At 65.4% G+C, this 15714-nt stretch carries 13 protein-coding genes; 8 read left to right on the top strand and 5 right to left on the bottom strand.

The genetic code is table 11. The features are described 5' to 3' along the window. The first annotated feature begins 65 nt into the window (after nucleotides 1–65). Together NCR38_RS17055 and NCR38_RS17060 are read left to right on the top strand one after the other, a co-directional pair. Complete coding sequence (locus NCR38_RS17055; RefSeq protein WP_061115843.1) at nucleotides 66–761, top strand: response regulator transcription factor; 696 nt, start codon at nucleotides 66–68, stop codon at nucleotides 759–761. Nucleotides 762–920: 159 nt separating this feature from the next. Further along, nucleotides 921–1439, top strand: a complete 519-nt coding sequence (locus NCR38_RS17060) for a hypothetical protein (RefSeq protein WP_250477415.1) — start codon at nucleotides 921–923, stop codon at nucleotides 1437–1439. A 16-nt stretch (nucleotides 1440–1455) separates the two neighbouring features. Here NCR38_RS17060 and NCR38_RS17065 read toward each other — a convergent pair whose 3' ends face one another. Beyond that, nucleotides 1456–1812 (bottom strand): hypothetical protein, encoded by a 357-nt coding sequence (locus tag NCR38_RS17065; RefSeq protein ID WP_061115841.1) that lies wholly within the window; start codon nucleotides 1810–1812, stop codon nucleotides 1456–1458. Nucleotides 1813–2212: 400 nt separating this feature from the next. Here NCR38_RS17065 and mprF point away from each other — a divergent pair, with 400 nt between their 5' ends. Together mprF and NCR38_RS17075 are read left to right on the top strand one after the other, a co-directional pair. Further along, nucleotides 2213–4807, top strand: coding sequence for a bifunctional lysylphosphatidylglycerol flippase/synthetase MprF (gene mprF, locus NCR38_RS17070; RefSeq protein ID WP_061115840.1), 2595 nt, complete (start codon nucleotides 2213–2215; stop codon nucleotides 4805–4807). Then, a complete protein-coding gene (locus tag NCR38_RS17075; RefSeq protein ID WP_061115839.1) occupies nucleotides 4804–6096 on the top strand; it encodes a virulence factor family protein in 1293 nt (430 codons plus the stop codon). The genes mprF and NCR38_RS17075 overlap by 4 nt, the downstream gene beginning before the upstream one ends. A 75-nt stretch (nucleotides 6097–6171) precedes the next feature. On the opposite strand, the gene NCR38_RS17080 is transcribed toward NCR38_RS17075, so the two are convergent. Further along, on the bottom strand, nucleotides 6172–6681 hold the full coding sequence (locus NCR38_RS17080; protein WP_061115838.1) for a DUF1993 family protein: 510 nt from the start codon (nucleotides 6679–6681) through the stop codon (nucleotides 6172–6174). A 93-nt stretch (nucleotides 6682–6774) separates the two neighbouring features. Beyond that, nucleotides 6775–6951 carry an oxidoreductase-like domain-containing protein gene (locus NCR38_RS17085; RefSeq protein ID WP_409219292.1) on the bottom strand — a complete coding sequence of 59 codons (177 nt, stop codon included), beginning with the start codon at nucleotides 6949–6951 and terminating at the stop codon, nucleotides 6775–6777. Nucleotides 6952–7092: 141 nt separating this feature from the next. On the opposite strand from NCR38_RS17085, the gene NCR38_RS17090 reads away from it, so the two are divergent. The 3 genes from NCR38_RS17090 to NCR38_RS17100 all read left to right on the top strand — a co-directional run bounded on the left by NCR38_RS17090 (nucleotide 7093) and on the right by NCR38_RS17100 (nucleotide 12395). Then, nucleotides 7093–9537, top strand: a complete 2445-nt coding sequence (locus NCR38_RS17090; RefSeq protein WP_061115837.1) for a penicillin acylase family protein — start codon at nucleotides 7093–7095, stop codon at nucleotides 9535–9537. Nucleotides 9538–9634: 97 nt separating this feature from the next. Next, nucleotides 9635–11104, top strand: a complete 1470-nt coding sequence (locus tag NCR38_RS17095) for a M20 family metallopeptidase (RefSeq protein ID WP_061115836.1) — start codon at nucleotides 9635–9637, stop codon at nucleotides 11102–11104. A gap of 181 nt (nucleotides 11105–11285) precedes the next feature. Further along, on the top strand, nucleotides 11286–12395 hold the full coding sequence (locus tag NCR38_RS17100) for a malate/lactate/ureidoglycolate dehydrogenase (RefSeq protein WP_061115835.1): 1110 nt from the start codon (nucleotides 11286–11288) through the stop codon (nucleotides 12393–12395). 57 nt (nucleotides 12396–12452) lie between these two features. Here the strand turns inward: NCR38_RS17100 and NCR38_RS17105 are convergent, their stop codons facing one another. Then, nucleotides 12453–13349, bottom strand: coding sequence for an NAD-dependent epimerase/dehydratase family protein (locus tag NCR38_RS17105; RefSeq protein ID WP_061115834.1), 897 nt, complete (start codon nucleotides 13347–13349; stop codon nucleotides 12453–12455). Between the two features lie 156 nt (nucleotides 13350–13505). Between NCR38_RS17105 and NCR38_RS17110 the strand changes: the two genes are divergently transcribed. After that, nucleotides 13506–13898, top strand: a complete 393-nt coding sequence (locus NCR38_RS17110; protein ID WP_061115833.1) for a RidA family protein — start codon at nucleotides 13506–13508, stop codon at nucleotides 13896–13898. A gap of 3 nt (nucleotides 13899–13901) precedes the next feature. Here the strand turns inward: NCR38_RS17110 and NCR38_RS17115 are convergent, their stop codons facing one another. Further along, nucleotides 13902–15599, bottom strand: coding sequence for an acid phosphatase (locus tag NCR38_RS17115; RefSeq protein WP_061115832.1), 1698 nt, complete (start codon nucleotides 15597–15599; stop codon nucleotides 13902–13904). Between the last annotated feature and the right edge of the window lie 115 nt (nucleotides 15600–15714).

The raw sequence follows: 15714 nt of genomic DNA on the forward strand, positions 1-15714 counted from the left end.
TGCGAAAGGGGGGTGGTCGCCGCGCGCGGCGCGCGTAATATCGGAACCGTTCTCGGAGCCTCGCAATGGAAAATGGCTACTTCAAAACTGTGTTGCTAGTAGAGGACGAAGGGCTCACCAGGAGCGCCATGAAAAGCCTCATTCTGGCGAACGAGCCTTTGCTTGAAATCGACGAAGCCGATGGGTTCGAGCAGGCGAAGGCCAAGCTTTCCGCCAACACCTACGATCTCATGTTCCTCGACTACCACTTGCGCGGCCAGGCGACCGGCATGGACCTCCTCAACTGGATTCGCGAGGAAGAGCGCGAGATCCAGACGATCATGCTTTCCGCGCAGGACGACCGCGACACGGTGCTCGAATGCATCAAGAACGGCGCGTGCGGATTCATTTCGAAGGGCAGCGAGCAGGGCGCGGGCGTCTTCCGCGAAGCGCTGAAGACGATTCTCAACGGGCGCGTCTACCTGCCGAACACCGTGCTCGGCAAGGGCGGCCACAGCCCGAAGCCGGTTTCGCCGCACGCAGGCGTGACGGTCGAATCGCTCGATCTGCCGCCTCGCCTGACCGAGACGCTGCGCTATCTGCTGCAAGGCCTGTCGAACAAGGCTATCGCGCGCAAGATGAACATCAGCGAAAACACTGCCAAGGAATATTCAAGCGATCTGCTCGCGCGCTTTCACGTCACGCGGCGAACGTTTCTGATCGTCGAGATGGCGCGGCGCGGGATCGAAATGCCGATGAGCAACACGTCGTCGGCGTCCTGACCCTTCCATTCCTCTTCTTTTCGACGCGGTCAGCCTGAAAGGCGTCCGCGTCGTCGCATCTGCGCCGCCTTTTTCTCATCGTTCCGAGGAATGCGCCTGGGATGGTAAGGTAGAGCCCGGACTATATTTGAGATGGGGTCAGCGTAGGTGATTCGCAGGATGACGTTCATAAAAATGCAAGGCGCCGGCACGGCCATCGCGGTGACAGCGGCGCTGCTTCTCGGCGCATGCGCGCCGCTTCCGCAGCAGAACGGCACCGACACCGCGGCGGCGTCGGCGGCATCGGCCACGCAAGCGGCTCAGGCTCCGGCCAGGCCGCCCGCACCGCCGGCGCCGCCGGGCGAGCAGCGCATCATGGTCGGCAGCGCGAACGGCTACCATCTGATGCTCAAGACGACGCCCCCATCTCAAGTCTGCGACGACGGCGCCTTTGCCGACGGCGTGCGCTACGGCTACGCGCTCACCTGGAACCGCCTCGTCAGCGAGGAAGTGCGCAATGGCGGCAAGGCCCGGCGCAAGTTCGACCCGTCGACGGTCCATTCCCTGGACGATCAGTACAAGATCCAGTGGGACGGCAAGGAGCGCGTCAACGCGTGCGCATCGGACGGCTATCTGATCGGACGCGTCGTCGGCACGCATCTGGCCGGCGTCGACATGCGCAACGGCAAGCCTTCCTGATCACGAATACGGCGGCTCAGTCGCACGTGTGCGTCGCCGTGACGTAGCGGCCCGCGGCTGCGACATCGCCGTAGATCGTGTAGCCCGTGCCGTTCGCGGACGCCTGCGCGATCACCAGCACCACGGATTGGCTCGTCCTGCCGCCGCCGGGCACCGAAACGGCCAGCGTATCTGCGCTCGGCGAATATTCGCGCACGCGCGGCGCGATCGGCGTCCATTTTTCCTTCACGCAGCGAACGAAGTCGTATGGCTTGTACTGCGACGTGCCCGACCCGAAGGGCACGGTCTTGAGCAGGGCGTCGTCGGTCGAAACGCACGCGCTCAGCACGGATGCGCCGATGGCGGCAAACAAGATTTCGATGTGTTTTCTCATAATTCCGATGCCTTTTTTTGTAGTAACCGCTTAAGCTACCGTCCCGTGCTCAGGTCGATGCCCGCAAGCTGCGCGGCCGTCGATCCTAACCGCTTCCCTGACAAACCGTAAAGCGCGCGCGATCGGTCATTCGTGCCGGTCGAGCCGTCCGGGAACCGCGCCAGGTCTAATCGAAAGCTTTCGATCCGTAGTTTTCCCAATATTAGTCAAGTCGGGTCAACCACCGCCGTTATACAGGCGTTTCACACATTGAAGCCTTTTGTATGGCGCGAGCGCGAGCGGCAGGCGCCGAAGTGGCGCTCTCCGACCGCGTGTGTGCGCGGACCCCGATAACCGTGATGTAACGTTGCCATCGATCGCTCGCGGCCGATGCGCAGCGGGAGCCAGTTTGATAGAACGCATGTCTCGCACAAAGTTGCTTGCCCGGCTTCGCGCCATTTCTCCGATCGGACGTTCGTCCGGCGGCTTCGATCTTCAGCGGCTCGCCGCGCCCGTGCTGACGGTCGTCATCTGCGTGCTGCTGCTGGTCGTCTTCCAGCATCTTTCGCGCTCGGTCGATTACAAGTCGGTCATCCACTCGCTGCGCATGATGACGCCGCAAGCCTGGATGGCCGCGCTGTTCGCGACCGGGCTCAGCTTTGCCGCGCTCGTCGGGCGGGACGCGGTCGGGCTGCGTCACATCGGCGTAGCGGTGCCGCGTTCCTTGCTGTGGGTCGGCGCGACGGTCGGCTCGGCGCTCGGCAACGTAACGGGCTTTGGTGCCCTGACAGGCGGCGCCGTGCGCTGCCGCGTCTACGGCGCGGCCGAGGTCACGCCGGCGCAAGTCGGCCGCCTGACGATTTTCACGAGCGTCACGCTGGCGCTCTCCCTTGCCTTCATGGCGGCCGCCGGCATGCTGTTCGGCGCGGGCACGCTCTCGGGCATGATGCATGTGCCGCCGGCCGTGCTGCGCGTGACGGGCGCGGCGCTGCTCGCCGTGTTCACCGCGATGGCCGTCGTTTGCGGCGGCGAGCCGCGCACGCTGCGTTCGCGCTGGAAATGGCTGTCGTTCACCGTCCCGGCGCGCCGCGATTTCGTCGCGCAGGCCGCGCTCGCCGTCATCGATGTATTCGGCGCCGGGCTCGCGCTCTGGGCGCTCCTGCCGAACGCGCAAGTCGGCTTCGGCGAATTCATGACGGTTTTCTCGGCGGCGATGCTGCTCGGCATGATCGGTCATACGCCGGGCGGCGTCGGCGTGTTCGAGGCGGCAATGGTGTTCGCGCTCGGCAACAGTGCGCAGACGCCGGATGTGCTGGCCGCGCTGCTTGCGTATCGCGCGATCTATTTCGGCCTGCCGCTGATCCTTTCCGCGGGCGTGATGGCCGCGTTCGAAGGGCGTGCGCTCAAGGGCCGCTTCGGCCTCCTGAGCCGGCGTCACGTGTCGCAGCTTGCGCCGTTGTTCCTGTCGATCGTCACGTTCGCGGCGGGCTCGATGCTCGTCATCTCGGGCGCGACGCCGGCATTCAAGATGCGCATTGCGCTGTTGCAGACCATCGTCCCGCTGTGGGTGCTGGAAAGCTCGCAACTGCTCGGCTCGGTGCTCGGCGTGCTGCTCCTCTTCGTCGCGCGCGGCCTGATGCGCCGCCTCGATGCCGCCTGGTGGCTCGCGCTCGTGCTCGCTGTGACGAACCTCGCGCTGTCGCTCGCCAAAGGTCTCGCGTTCGTCGAAGTCGGCGTCCTCGCGTTTCTCGTCGTGCTCCTCGTCCTGACGCGCGAGCGCTTCAACCGCCGCTCGTCGCTCTTCGCCGAGCGCTTCACCGCGACATGGCTGATCTCGATAGGCGTCGTGATGGCCTTCGCCGTGTGGATCATGCTCTTCGCATTCCGCGACGTGCCGTACAGCGGCGATCTCTGGTGGCAGTTCGCCTTCGACGAGCGCGCCCCGCGTGCGCTGCGCGCGACGCTCGCGGCGGCGGTGTTCGCGTCGGCGTTCGGCGTGTGGCAACTGCTGCGTCCGGCGGCGGGCCGCTTCGTGAAGCCCGCCCCGCAGGATCTCGCCGATGCCGCGCGCATCTTCCGCGCACAGGAACGCAGCGACGCCGGCCTCGCGATGATGGGCGACAAGAGCTTCCTCTTCTCCGAGTCGCGCGAAGCTTTCCTGATGTACGCGAAGCACGGCCGCACGTGGGCCGCGCTGCACGATCCGGTCGGTCCGCGCCGCGAGTGGGCGGAGCTGATCCGCAAGTTCGTCGAGCTCGCGCACGCGCACAACGGCCGCGCGGCGTTTTATCAGGTGCGCGCCGATGCTCTGCCGCTCTATCTCGACGCCGGCCTCACGCTGATGAAGCTCGGCGAGGAGGCGCACGTCGCGCTCTCCGAGTTCGATCTGAAGGGCTCGCATCGCTCGCATTTGCGCTATGCGCTCAAGCGCGGCGAGCGCGATGGCTTCGATACGGAAGTCATCGGGCCGGAGCGGATCGCGGCAAGCATGCCGATGCTGCGCGCAATCTCCGACGACTGGCTCGACAGCCGCTCCGCGCGAGAGAAGAGCTTCTCGGTCGCGGCGTTCAACGAGGAATATCTCGCGGCGCAGTCGGTGCTGCTCGTGCGCCAGCAGGGCGCGCCGGTCGCGTTCGTCACCTTCATGACGACCGACATGAACACCGAAGCGACCGTCGGCGTGATGCGCCATGTTTCGGCCGCCTCGTCTTACGCGATGGAATACCTCTTCACCAAGCTCGCGCTGCATCTGAAGGAAGCGGGGTTCAAATCGCTGTCGCTGGGCATTGCGCCGCTGTCGGGCATGGAACCGACGCCGCTGGCCTCGCACTGGCATCGGTTCGCGGGGCTCGTCTGGCGCTTCGGCGGGCGTTTCTACAACTTCCGCGGACTGCGCGGATTCAAAAGCAAGTTCCAGCCGCGCTGGGAGCCGCGTTATCTGGCGGCGTCCGGTTCGGTCGGCGTATTTTTCACTTTGGCGGATCTTTCGCTCCTCGCGGGCGGTTGGCGTTCATGAAATTCTTTTGCAAGAAAGCGGCGGCGGTCGTGGTGGCCGCCGTCTGTGGTGTGTCCATGTTCAGTGCGGCGCATGCCGCTGAATCGATTTCCGGCGGACGTTACGGCCAGGTGACGCTCACGAAGCCCACTGGTGACATGACCGGCTTCGTCGTGCTGTTCTCGGAGCAAAGCGGCTGGACGCCGGCCGATCAGGAGGCCGCCGCCGCGCTCGCCGCCAGGGGCGCGATGGTGATCGGCGTCGATACGCCTCGCTATGCCGCGCGAGTCGCCGCCGACAAGACGGAGAAGTCGTGCCATAACCTCGTCGGCGATGCGGAGAACATGAGCCATCAGCTCGAACGCACCGTCCAGTCGAATCATTATTTTTCGCCGATCCTGGTCGGCACGGGGCAGGGCGCGATCCTCGCGGAAAGCTCGCTGAAGCAGGCGCCCGACAACACCGTCGCGGGCGCCGTGTCGCTCTCGGCGGACGCGCAACTCGACGCGCGCTTCAAGCCGTGCCCGCCGGACCCGACCATCATCCACGCGAAGGGTCTGCCGGGTTTCATGGAGCGCGCGGCATTGCAACCGGGTCAGACGAAGGCCACCGCGCTCGTCGCGATGACGGGGCCGCATCTCAGAAAGGCCGGGCCCACGACCGGCGGCGACGTCTCCGATCTCCCGCTGATCGAGCTGCGCGCCGCGCAACCCACCGATATGCTCGCGATCGTCATTTCCGGCGACGGCGGCTGGCGCGATCTCGACAAGACAATGGCGCTCGCGCTGCAACGCGATGGCGTGTCGGTGATCGGCATCGACTCGCTGCGCTACTTCTGGAGCGAGAAGACGCCGCAGCAAACGGCCGACGACCTCGCCCGCGTGATCCGCGCGTACGGCGCGCGCTGGCATACGAGCCATGTGGCGCTCGTCGGCTATTCGTTCGGCGCGGATGTGATGCCGTTCGCGTATAACCGTCTGCCGGACGCAGTGCGCGCGCAGGTGTCGTATATCTCGCTGATGGGATTTTCGCCTGCCGCGGATTTTCAGATCCGCGTCACCGGCTGGCTCGGCATGCGCGCAAGCGAAAAGGCGCTCAAGGTGCGGCCGGAATTGAACAAGCTGCCGCCGTCGATGGTGCAATGCATCTACGGCGAGAAGGAAGAGGACACGCTGTGTCCGCAACTGACGAAGACGGGTATCGAAGTGGTGAAGCTGCCGGGCGATCATCACTTCGGCGGCGACTACGATGCGCTCGCGCGGCGGATTCTCGCGGGCTGGCGCAAGCAGATCGCGGCGCAGCAGGGGTAGGGGTAGTACCCAAAAGCGCCTTGATTCGGCCGCTCGATCGTCCGATCGAGCGGCTCATCGAGCGCCGCGTTCAAATCACTTGAGCGGCCCGAGATAATCCCGCTTGCCGATCGGCGCGCCTAGATGGCGCAGGATGTCGTGCGTCGTGACGACGTGGAAATAGAAGTTGGGCAGCCCGAAGCCGAACAGATAATCGTCACCCGAGAACGACGGCGAGAAATCCGGAAACTTCAGTGTGACGGTGCGAGTCTCGCAGCCGGCAAGCGACGCCTTGTCGATGCTCTTCAGGAACGCGATCGTCTTCTCGATACGCGCCTGCAGCGCCGGAAAACTGTCTTCGTCGTCCTCGAAGCGCGGCGCGTCGACGCCGGAAAGACGTGCCGCCGACAGCTTCGCCGTGTCGCTCGCGCGCTGGATCTGGGCGGCGAGCGGCAGCATGTCGGGCGCGAGGCGCGCATTGATCACGTCGGCGTGAGCGAGGCCTTTTTCATCGGCGAAGACGGCGCCTTTCTTCAGCAGATCCGCGCATACCTCGAGTCCGCGAATGAATACGGGAATCGATGCGCGATACATCGTGAGAGACATGGAAGTGCGCTCCTTGTGTTCTGGTTTGGATACCGACAGGGGACACAAGCATAGCGCCGCGCCCATTTGCCTGCTCGAACCGGCAGGATCGATTCACCGTGCGGCGTGCCGCGCCTCCCACGCGCGCAGCTCCGCCTGATAGCGCGCCAGCGCCTCCTGATACAGATCGAAAACGCACGCGTTGCAGCCGCTCTGGCAGCAGTCTTCCGGCAGCGGACGCTCGGGTGGCACCGGGCGCGGATCGTCGGTGTGAGGAGAAGGATCGTTCATCGCTTCATTGTGCATCGGCTTCGCCACGGCGGACGCGAGCGGCTAGACTTTGGCGGCGTATCGCGCTGCCCGCGATGCGATACTGCGCGGCGGGGCGGTAAGCACCCGTCATCACGTCGATCGGACCGGGGGACCCACGCGATGAACCAGATCGTCAGCCTTGCGATCTCCGGCGCGCTTCTGAGCGCCTTTCTGGCCGGCTGCGTCGCGCCGCCGGAAACGCCGGTCGGACCCGGCCAGACGAATTCGGGGGCGCAGAACGCCTGGAGCGCCGAGATCCGCCGCACGCAGGACGGCATTGCGCATATCCGCGCAGCCGATTGGGGCGGCCTCGGCTTCGGTTTCGGCTATGCGCAGGCGCAGGACAACTTGTGCACGCTCGCGGACGGCTTCGTCACGTATCGCGGCGAGCGCTCGGCCTGGTTCGGTCCGGACGCGCGCCCGTCAGCGGCGGCGACCTTCGGCCAGCCGCGCAATATCGACGCGGATTTCTTCTTTCGTCTGATCGGCGATCAGGCGGCCGTCGAACGTTATCGTCTCGCGCAACCGGCTGAACTGCGCAATCTGATCGACGGCTTCGCGAACGGCTACAACCGCTATCTCGCCGATCTGAACGCGGGCAGCTTCCCGAACGCGCATGCAGCGTGCCGCGGCAAGCCGTGGCTCGGCAAGATCAACGCCGACGACATCTACCTTCGCCTGATCGCGGCCAATCTCGCGGGCGGCTCGGCGCGCTTCGTGACATCGATCGCCACCGCCCATCCGCCGAAGCCGGCTACCACCTCTGACGCAGCGCAAACCACGCTCGAATCCTTGCGCTTTCCCATCGGCGAGCATGCGGGCATCGGCAGCAATGCGCTTGCGTTCGGCGCGCCGATCACGCGCGACAAACGCAGCATCCTGTTCGGCAATCCCCACTGGTTCTGGCGCGGCCCCGACCGTTTCTATCAGGCGCAACTGACGATTCCCGGCCAGTTGAACGTCGCGGGCGTGTCGTTTCTCGGGGTGCCGCTGATCGTGCTCGGCTTCAACGAGAACATCGCGTGGACGCATACGGTGTCGAGCGCGCGGCGCTTCGGCATTTTCCAGTTGACGCTCGATCCCGCCGATCCGACGCGGTATCTCGTCGATGGCGAGAGCGAAGCGATGACGCCCGTGCCGCTCACGGTGCGCTCGCGGCGCGCCGACGGCACCTACGAATCCGTGTCGCGCACGCTGTACAAGACGCGCTACGGTCCGGTCGTCGATTTGTCCGCGATGGCACAGGGACTCGGCTGGAGCGGCGAGCGCACGTATGCGCTCGCCGACGTGAACATCGACAACACGCGCGCGTTCCAGAACTTTTTCGCGTGGAATCAGGCGCGCTCGCTCGGCGACTTCATGGCGATCCAGAAGCGCTACGCCGCGATGCCGTGGGCGAACACCTTCGCGATCGGGCGCGGCGACGAGCGCGTCTGGTTCGCCGACATCGGCCCGATCCCGAACGTGCCCGACGCGCTCGCGCAGTCGTGCACGACTCCGGCCGGCCGCGCGTTCGCGGCCCGTGTGCCGGGCGTGCCGTTCCTCGACGGCTCGAAGAGCGCGTGCGCGTGGCGCGTCGATTCGACGAGCGTGCAGCCGGGCGCGCTGCCCGTCGAGCAACTGCCGAACATCGTTCGCGGCGACTACGTCGGCAACTTCAACGACAGCTACTGGCTCACCAACGCGAACGCGCCGATGTCGGGCTATCCGCGCATCGCGGGCGCGACGCGCGTCGAGCAGTCGCTGCGCACGCGTTACGGCCATCTGCTCGCCGCGCGCCTGCAGCGCGAGCGCGGCGGCGTGACGCGCGACGCGCTCGAATCCGCCGTGCTGGAAACGAACTCGATGTCCGAGCGCCTCTACCGCCAGCCGCTGCTCGATGCGGTCTGCACGGTCAACGAAGCGCTCGGCCCGCTGCACGAGGCCTGCGAGGTGCTGCGCAAGTGGAATGGCACGGCGGAGATCGACGCGCGCGGCGCGAATCTCTGGGACGAGTTCTGGTCACGCGCGACGCGGATCGCGCCGGAACGCCTGTACGCGTCGGGCTTCGATCCGAACAAGCCGCTCGCGACGCCGGCAGGCTTCAGTGCCGACAACCCCGCGGTCCTTCAGGACTTGCGCCAGGCGCTCGGCGGCGCGGCACTCGCGCTGACGCTGAACGGCTTTGCACTCGATTCGCGGCGCGGCGACATGCTCTACACGACCCGCAACGGCGCGCGCGTGCCGCTTTTTGGCGGCTGCGACGAGGCGGGCTACTTCACGATCGTCTGCGCGCGGCGTCCGCTCGATGCGAAGGGTTATCCGATGGACATCAACGGCCAGGGCGACAGCTACGTGCAGGTCGTCACGTTCGGCGAGAACGGCGTGGAAGCCGACACGATGCTCTCGCACGCCGAATCCGATGATCCGGCCTCGCCGCACTCGGGCGATGCGACGCGCGCGTTCGCGGCGAAGCGCTGGTCGCGCTTTCGGTTTTCCGAACAGGCGATCGATTCCGACCCGGCGGCGACGCGCGTCGTCGTGTCGGGAACGCGCGATGGCGCGGCGAGCAAGCCAGCACGCTAGAAAATCACCCCAAAAGGGGCATGCACGGCCCGTCGCCGCTCCAGCCGGGGGCAAATCCCGTCTATGATTGAAGTTTGCCTCGAAGGGAAACAGGGTCATGACTAACGGCGACAGCACGCAACACGACGAAGCAGTACGGCTCGATTCCGCCGCGCTGCGCGAGTTCGTGGATCGCAAATGGAACGACGAGATCGTGCCCGCACTGACCGACTACATCGCCGTGCCCGCGAAGAGCCCGATGTTCGATAGCGACTGGGCGCGCCACGGCTTCATCGAGCGCGTGGTCACGGATGCGGTCGACTGGATCAACACGCAGCCGGTGAAGGGTCTCAAGGTCGAGATCGTGCGCCTGCCCGGGCGCACGCCGGTCATTTTCTTCGAAACGCCCGCCACACGCGCCGGCAGCAACGAGACGGTCGTGCTGTACGGCCATCTGGACAAGCAGCCGGAGTTCGAAGGCTGGCGCAGCGATCTCGGCCCGTGGACCCCGAAGCTCGAGGACGACAAGCTCTACGGCCGCGGCGGCGCTGACGACGGCTATGCCACCTACGCCAGCATCACCGCGCTCGCGGCGCTGGATGCGCAGAACGTCGAGCGGCCGCGCTGTGTCGGCATCATCGAGACGTGCGAGGAATCGGGCAGCTACGATCTTCTGCCTTACATCGACGCACTGCGTGACCGGCTCGGCGATGTCGGCCTCGTGATCTGTCTCGATTCCGGCGCGGGCAACTACGATCAGCTGTGGCTCACGACGTCGCTGCGGGGTCTCGTCGCGGGCGATCTCGAAGTGCAGGTGCTCGAAGAGGGAATCCACTCGGGCGGCTACGGCGGCATCGCGCCGTCCACTTTCCGCATCATGCGGCAACTGTTCGAACGCCTCGAAGATGCGAGCACGGGCAATCTCTTGCCGGAGAGCTTTCACTGCCCGATTCCGATGCTGCGCCGGCGCGAAGCTGAAATGACCGCGCGCATCCTCGGTGACGATGTCTGGAAGAAGCTGCCGTGGAGCTGCGGGGCGGACGGTAGCAGCGTGCTGCCGACGACGACCGATCCTCGCGAAGCGCTCCTCAATTCCACCTGGCGTCCGTCGCTCACCGTGACGGGCGCGGCGGGCCTGCCGCCGCTCGCGGACGCGGGCAATGTGCTCGCGCCGCGCACGGCGTTCAAGCTGTCGCTGCGCCTGCCGCCGCTCGTCGACGCGGCCAAGGCGGTCGTGAAGTTGCAGCGATTGCTCGAAATGGATCCGCCGTACAACGCCAAGGTGACGTTCAAGCCGGAAGCGGGCGCCGCGACGGGCTGGAATGCGCCGGACCTCGCGCCGTGGCTGCGTTCGTCGCTGAATGAAGCGTCGAAGCGCCACTTCGGAGCGGACGTCGCGTACATCGGGCAGGGCGGCACGATCCCGCTCATGAACACGCTCAAGGAAGGGTTTCCGCGTTCGCAGTTCATGGTGTGCGGCGTGCTCGGCCCGAAATCGAACGCGCATGGACCGAACGAATTCCTGCACGTTCCGTATGCGAAAAAGCTGACGGCCTCGGTTGCGGAAGTGATTGCGGCGGCGCCCTGAATCTCGATCGACCGGTCGACGGTATGGAAAGCCCGGTCTGTCCGGGCTTTTTTTGGCCGGTTTTCAGCGATTTCGTAAAAACAAACTGGTAAGGCCAGTTGATCGTCTGTAAAGTGATAGGCCCGCGCGTGCCTCGAAATTCGAAACGCGCGAGCCATCAACTACGGAGACGAGTGCCGCAATGAATGCATCCCCCACGTCCACCCCTTATGCCACCGAACAGCGCATCGCCGCCGACACGCTGCACGCCTATGTCCGCGCGATCTGGGAATCAGCCGGCAGCGCGCCGCGCGAGGCGGAACTGGTCGCGGACCACCTCGTGATGTCGAATCTGTCGGGTCACGATTCGCACGGCGTCGGGATGATCCCGCGCTACGTCGCGTCGCTCGGCGAGGGCCAGTTGAAGCTCAACACGCACGCCCAAATCGTGCGCGATGCGGGCGCCGTGCTGACCGTCGATGGCCGCAAGGGCTTCGGGCAAGTGGTCGCCTACGAAGCGATGGAACATGGAATCGAGCGCGCGAAGAAGCTCGGTGTGTGCGCGGTGGGCTTGCGCAATGCGCATCACATCGGGCGCATCGGTCATTGGGCGGAGCAGTGCGCGAAGGCGGGGCTCGTGTCTTTCCACTTCGTGAACGTCGCGGGCGATCCGCTCGTGGCACCCTTCGGCGGCATCGACCGGCGTTTCGGCACGAACCCGTTCTGCGCAGCCTATCCGCGCGAGGGCAAGAGCCCGCTCGTGCTCGACTTCGCGACCGCCGGCATCGCTTACGGCAAGACGCGGGTGGCGTACAACAAGGGCGTGAAGGTCGCGCCGGGCATGCTGCTGGATCACGAAGGCAAGCCGACCATCGAACCGAAGGTGATGCACGAAGAGCCGTTCGGTTCGCTCACGGCGTTCGGACTGCACAAGGGTTCGGGCCTCGCCGCGTTGTGCGAGATTTTCGGCGGGGCGCTCTCGGGCGGCTATACGACGCACGAGGAGACGCTGGAGAAGTCGAGCGCGATCATCAACTGCATGACCTCGGTGATCGTCGATCCGAACGCGTTCGATGCCCCCGCCGCGCAGGCCGAGGCCGAAGCGTTCCTCGAATGGATGAAGGCTTCGCCGCGGGCGGCGGGCGTGGACGCGATCTACGCGCCGGGCGAGCCGGAGGAGGCGCGTCGCGCGGACCGCACGGCGAACGGCATCGCAATCGATCCGACGACGTGGAAGCAGATCCGCGATTCCGCGACGAAGTCGGGCATGCCGGAAGCGGATATCGAGAAGTTTGCGGCTGCGCTGAAGTAACGCGTGATGTCGCACGCGCGGCAAATTGGTCAAGCCAATTTGCCGCGTCATCGGCGATCAGGCGGCCATGTCGTCATCGATCCATTTGATGACGGACGTGCGTTTCGGCTGCCAGCCGAGCGTCTCGCGCGTGCGCTTGCTGCGCACGCGGCTGTTCGAGCCGAGACCGTACGACGCCATTTCATAACCCCATTCCTTGATCGCTTCCTCGAGCGGCCAGTCTTCCGGCCCACGCAGTTCGAGGGCGCGGGCCATGGCGGCCGTCATGTCGCGGAACTGCGCCTCGCCGCTTTCGACGAAGTAGAAAGTGCCCGCCGGCGATTTTTCGAGCGCGAGGCGGTAGATATCGACGACATCGTCGATATGCACGTTCGACCAGATGTTCAGGCCGCGTCCCACGTGGCGCACGATGCCGCTCTTCTTCGCCTGACGCTCCAGTCGCGGCAACTGCACGCTTGCCGTATTCGGGACGGCGCCGTGGCCGTAAATCAATGTGTTGCAGAGCACGGTCGAGCGCACGCCGCGTTTTGCGGCATCGAGCACCAGTGTGTCGATCGCCACGCGCGGCGCCTTGTCGGGCGTCGGCTCGGGCAGGTCGTCCTCGGAGTAGATTTTGTCCGATGCCTCGCCGCCCGACGCATCGCCGACGATGCTCGATCCGCTCGTATGCAGGAACGGCTTGTTCGTGCCTTCGAGCGCGCCGATCAGCGCCTGGACGGCGCCGCGATGATCGCTGCTCGCGGCGTTGATGACAGCATCGGCGGCGCGCGCCTCGGCGGTCAGCAAGTCGGTGTCGTCCAGGCTGCCGATCACCGGTTCGATGTTCAGGCGCTTCAGGTCCTCGGCCTGTTCCGTGCGCCGGATAAGACCGCGCACCCGATGACCGTCACGCGCGAGGCCCGCCGCGATCGAACCGCCGATAAACCCGCCCGCGCCAGTGATGAAAATGTTCATGTTTGTGCTCCGTTGAATGTTCGAACTACGATGAGCACAGTATGAGCCGCTTGGACTCTCGCAAAAAGAGCGATAGTCTCAAATGAAACTTGACTCCGAATCAATAATCCGCCGTCGACGCCCATCTCACCGTTTGTCACTCCACCCGAACCGACGATGCCTCCGATCGAAACCATCAACGCTCCCGGCCTGCCGATTCCGGCGGGACACTACAGCCACGCGACCCGCGCCGGCAATCTCGTGTGCGTGTCCGGCCAGTTGCCTATCCGTCCAGACGGCACGCATACGGGCGATCTCCCGTTCGAAGAGCAGGCTGAACAGACTCTTTCGAATCTGCGCACCGTGCTCGAAGCGGCAGGCGCGAGTCTCGCAGACTGCATCGAAGTGACCGTGTATCTCGTCGGCGTCGATCATTGGAAAGCGTTCAACGAAATCTACGCGCGCCACTTCGGCGCGTGGAAACCGGCGCGCGCCGTCGTGCCGGTCGGCGCGCTGCACTACGGCTATTTGCTGGAGATCTCGGCGCGGGCCTGGATCGAGCGCGGCTAGCCGCTACGCAAGGTCCAGCGATTTCGTCAGGTCGCCGAGCGGCGCCTGGCCGTTCGCGGCGAAGGCACGATCCCGTGAGGCCACGCCGTCGAGCGGTGCCAGGTCATGCACGCGCGAGATGAAGCGCAAGATCGAGTTCGTGTCGTACACGGTGTGATCGACGTAGCCCTTCTTCGCGAACGGGGAGATCACGAGCGCCGGAATGCGCGAGCCCGGGCCCCAGCGATCGCCCTTCGGCGGCGAGACATGGTCCCACCAGCCGCCGTTCTCGTCGACGGTGACGATCACCACCGTGTTTTCCCACTGCGGCCCGCGCTGGATGTGCTCGATCACGTTCGAGATATGCCGGTCGCCGGAAGCGACATCCGCATAGCCCGCGTGCATGTTGAGATTGCCTTGCGGCTTGTAAAAGGTGACGGCGGGGAGGCGGCCCGCGTCGATGTCGGCGAGCAGCTTGTTCGTCGATGGATCGTCGCCCAGACCCGCGTCGCGCAGATGCTGAGTGCGCGCGGCGGTGCCCGGTGCGTAGTTCGCGAAGTAGTTGAACGGTTGATGGTGATACTGGAAGTCCGGCACCGCGCCGGTGTCCCGGTGCTCGAGCGCGTATTGCCAGGCGCCGCTGTACCACGCCCAGTCGATGTTCCTGTCCGACAGGCGATCGCCGATGGTCGCGTAAGTCTGCGGCGGCAACACGAGCGCGTTCGCCCGGTCCGCGTAACGCGGATCGCCACCTTGCGGGGGCGGCACATTGCTCGGCTGATAGGGCGGGAACATGGTGTTGACCGCATAGCCATCGGCGGTGAGCGCCCCGTCGCGCACGAACTTCGGCGGACCTTCGAGCGCCGATTTCGGCGAATCGGGCGCGAGTTTGAGGCGCGATCCGGTGGGGTCGTCGCCTTCGATCACTGCAAGCAACTTTGCCGCCGGACTGCCTTTCGCGTCCGGATAGAAGGGCGCCTGCGCCGAGATCAGGAAAATATGGTTCAGCCACGAGCCGCCGAATGCCGACATGAAAAAGTTGTCGCAGAGCGTGTATTGCTGCGCGAGCCCCCACAGCTTCAGCGTCTCAGGCGAGTTCTGGTAATGGCCCATCACGAGGCCGCCCGAGTCGCCCCACGCCGCGAACTGATTATTACGACCCGCGTTGATCTGCATCTGGTTCTGATAAAACCGGTGGACCAGATCCCGCGTGATGACCGAATTGGGAAGCGGCGCCCCGTTCGCGTCCATGATCTGGAAGGGCGCGTTGCGCAGACCGGTGATCTGCTGCTCGGAAATCGCAAAGCGCTTGCCGCCGACTTCCTGCGCTTGCGGCACGAGCCCGCCCCAGATTTTCGGGAGCGTGGGCATGGGCGTGAGGCCGTCGCGATCGAGTTGCGTGTACTGCGACGCGGGCACGGCTGAGAGCGGATATTGCACGCCCGGATAATTGCCGTAGAGATTGGTGAAGCTGCGGTTCTCCGCGTAAATCACGACGATGTGCTGAACCTTCGCCGTGAGCGTGCGGTCGAGTGCGACATCGGCTGCGGTTTTAGGCGTGGACGGCTTGTTTTCGAACAGGTTGCACCCGCCGAGCGACAGTCCTGCGAGACCCACGCCAGCCGCAAGCAGCCGCCGCCGCGCGGGGTCCGCCGGCGCGTCGCCGGCTGGCGTATCGATGCTGGAGGGAAGCTCGTTCTGCGGATGGTCCTTCTCATTCATCGCCTGACTCCTCGTGAACATGCCGCACACGTCCCATGACGCGCGCCCGCATTATCGACGCCGAAAGATGACGCGCCCATTACCCGGCGCCCCGGCCTGGCCGCTATGCTGCTCG

Source organism: Caballeronia sp. INML1, assembly GCF_023631085.1.
GTDB classification, from domain to species: domain Bacteria; phylum Pseudomonadota; class Gammaproteobacteria; order Burkholderiales; family Burkholderiaceae; genus Caballeronia; species Caballeronia turbans.

Excerpts from the sequence above, each read along its gene's own strand:
- NCR38_RS17055 (WP_061115843.1), top strand. The coding sequence starts at position 66 with ATGGAAAATGGCTACTTCAAAACTGTGTTGCTAGTAGAGGACGAAGGG.
- NCR38_RS17060 (WP_250477415.1), top strand. The coding sequence starts at position 921 with ATGACGTTCATAAAAATGCAAGGCGCCGGCACGGCCATCGCGGTGACA.
- NCR38_RS17065 (WP_061115841.1), bottom strand. The coding sequence starts at position 1,812 with ATGAGAAAACACATCGAAATCTTGTTTGCCGCCATCGGCGCATCCGTG.
- mprF (WP_061115840.1), top strand. The coding sequence starts at position 2,213 with ATGTCTCGCACAAAGTTGCTTGCCCGGCTTCGCGCCATTTCTCCGATC.
- NCR38_RS17075 (WP_061115839.1), top strand. The coding sequence starts at position 4,804 with ATGAAATTCTTTTGCAAGAAAGCGGCGGCGGTCGTGGTGGCCGCCGTC.
- NCR38_RS17080 (WP_061115838.1), bottom strand. The coding sequence starts at position 6,681 with ATGTCTCTCACGATGTATCGCGCATCGATTCCCGTATTCATTCGCGGA.
- NCR38_RS17085 (WP_409219292.1), bottom strand. The coding sequence starts at position 6,951 with ATGAACGATCCTTCTCCTCACACCGACGATCCGCGCCCGGTGCCACCC.
- NCR38_RS17090 (WP_061115837.1), top strand. The coding sequence starts at position 7,093 with ATGAACCAGATCGTCAGCCTTGCGATCTCCGGCGCGCTTCTGAGCGCC.
- NCR38_RS17095 (WP_061115836.1), top strand. The coding sequence starts at position 9,635 with ATGACTAACGGCGACAGCACGCAACACGACGAAGCAGTACGGCTCGAT.
- NCR38_RS17100 (WP_061115835.1), top strand. The coding sequence starts at position 11,286 with ATGAATGCATCCCCCACGTCCACCCCTTATGCCACCGAACAGCGCATC.
- NCR38_RS17105 (WP_061115834.1), bottom strand. The coding sequence starts at position 13,349 with ATGAACATTTTCATCACTGGCGCGGGCGGGTTTATCGGCGGTTCGATC.
- NCR38_RS17110 (WP_061115833.1), top strand. The coding sequence starts at position 13,506 with ATGCCTCCGATCGAAACCATCAACGCTCCCGGCCTGCCGATTCCGGCG.
- NCR38_RS17115 (WP_061115832.1), bottom strand. The coding sequence starts at position 15,599 with ATGAATGAGAAGGACCATCCGCAGAACGAGCTTCCCTCCAGCATCGAT.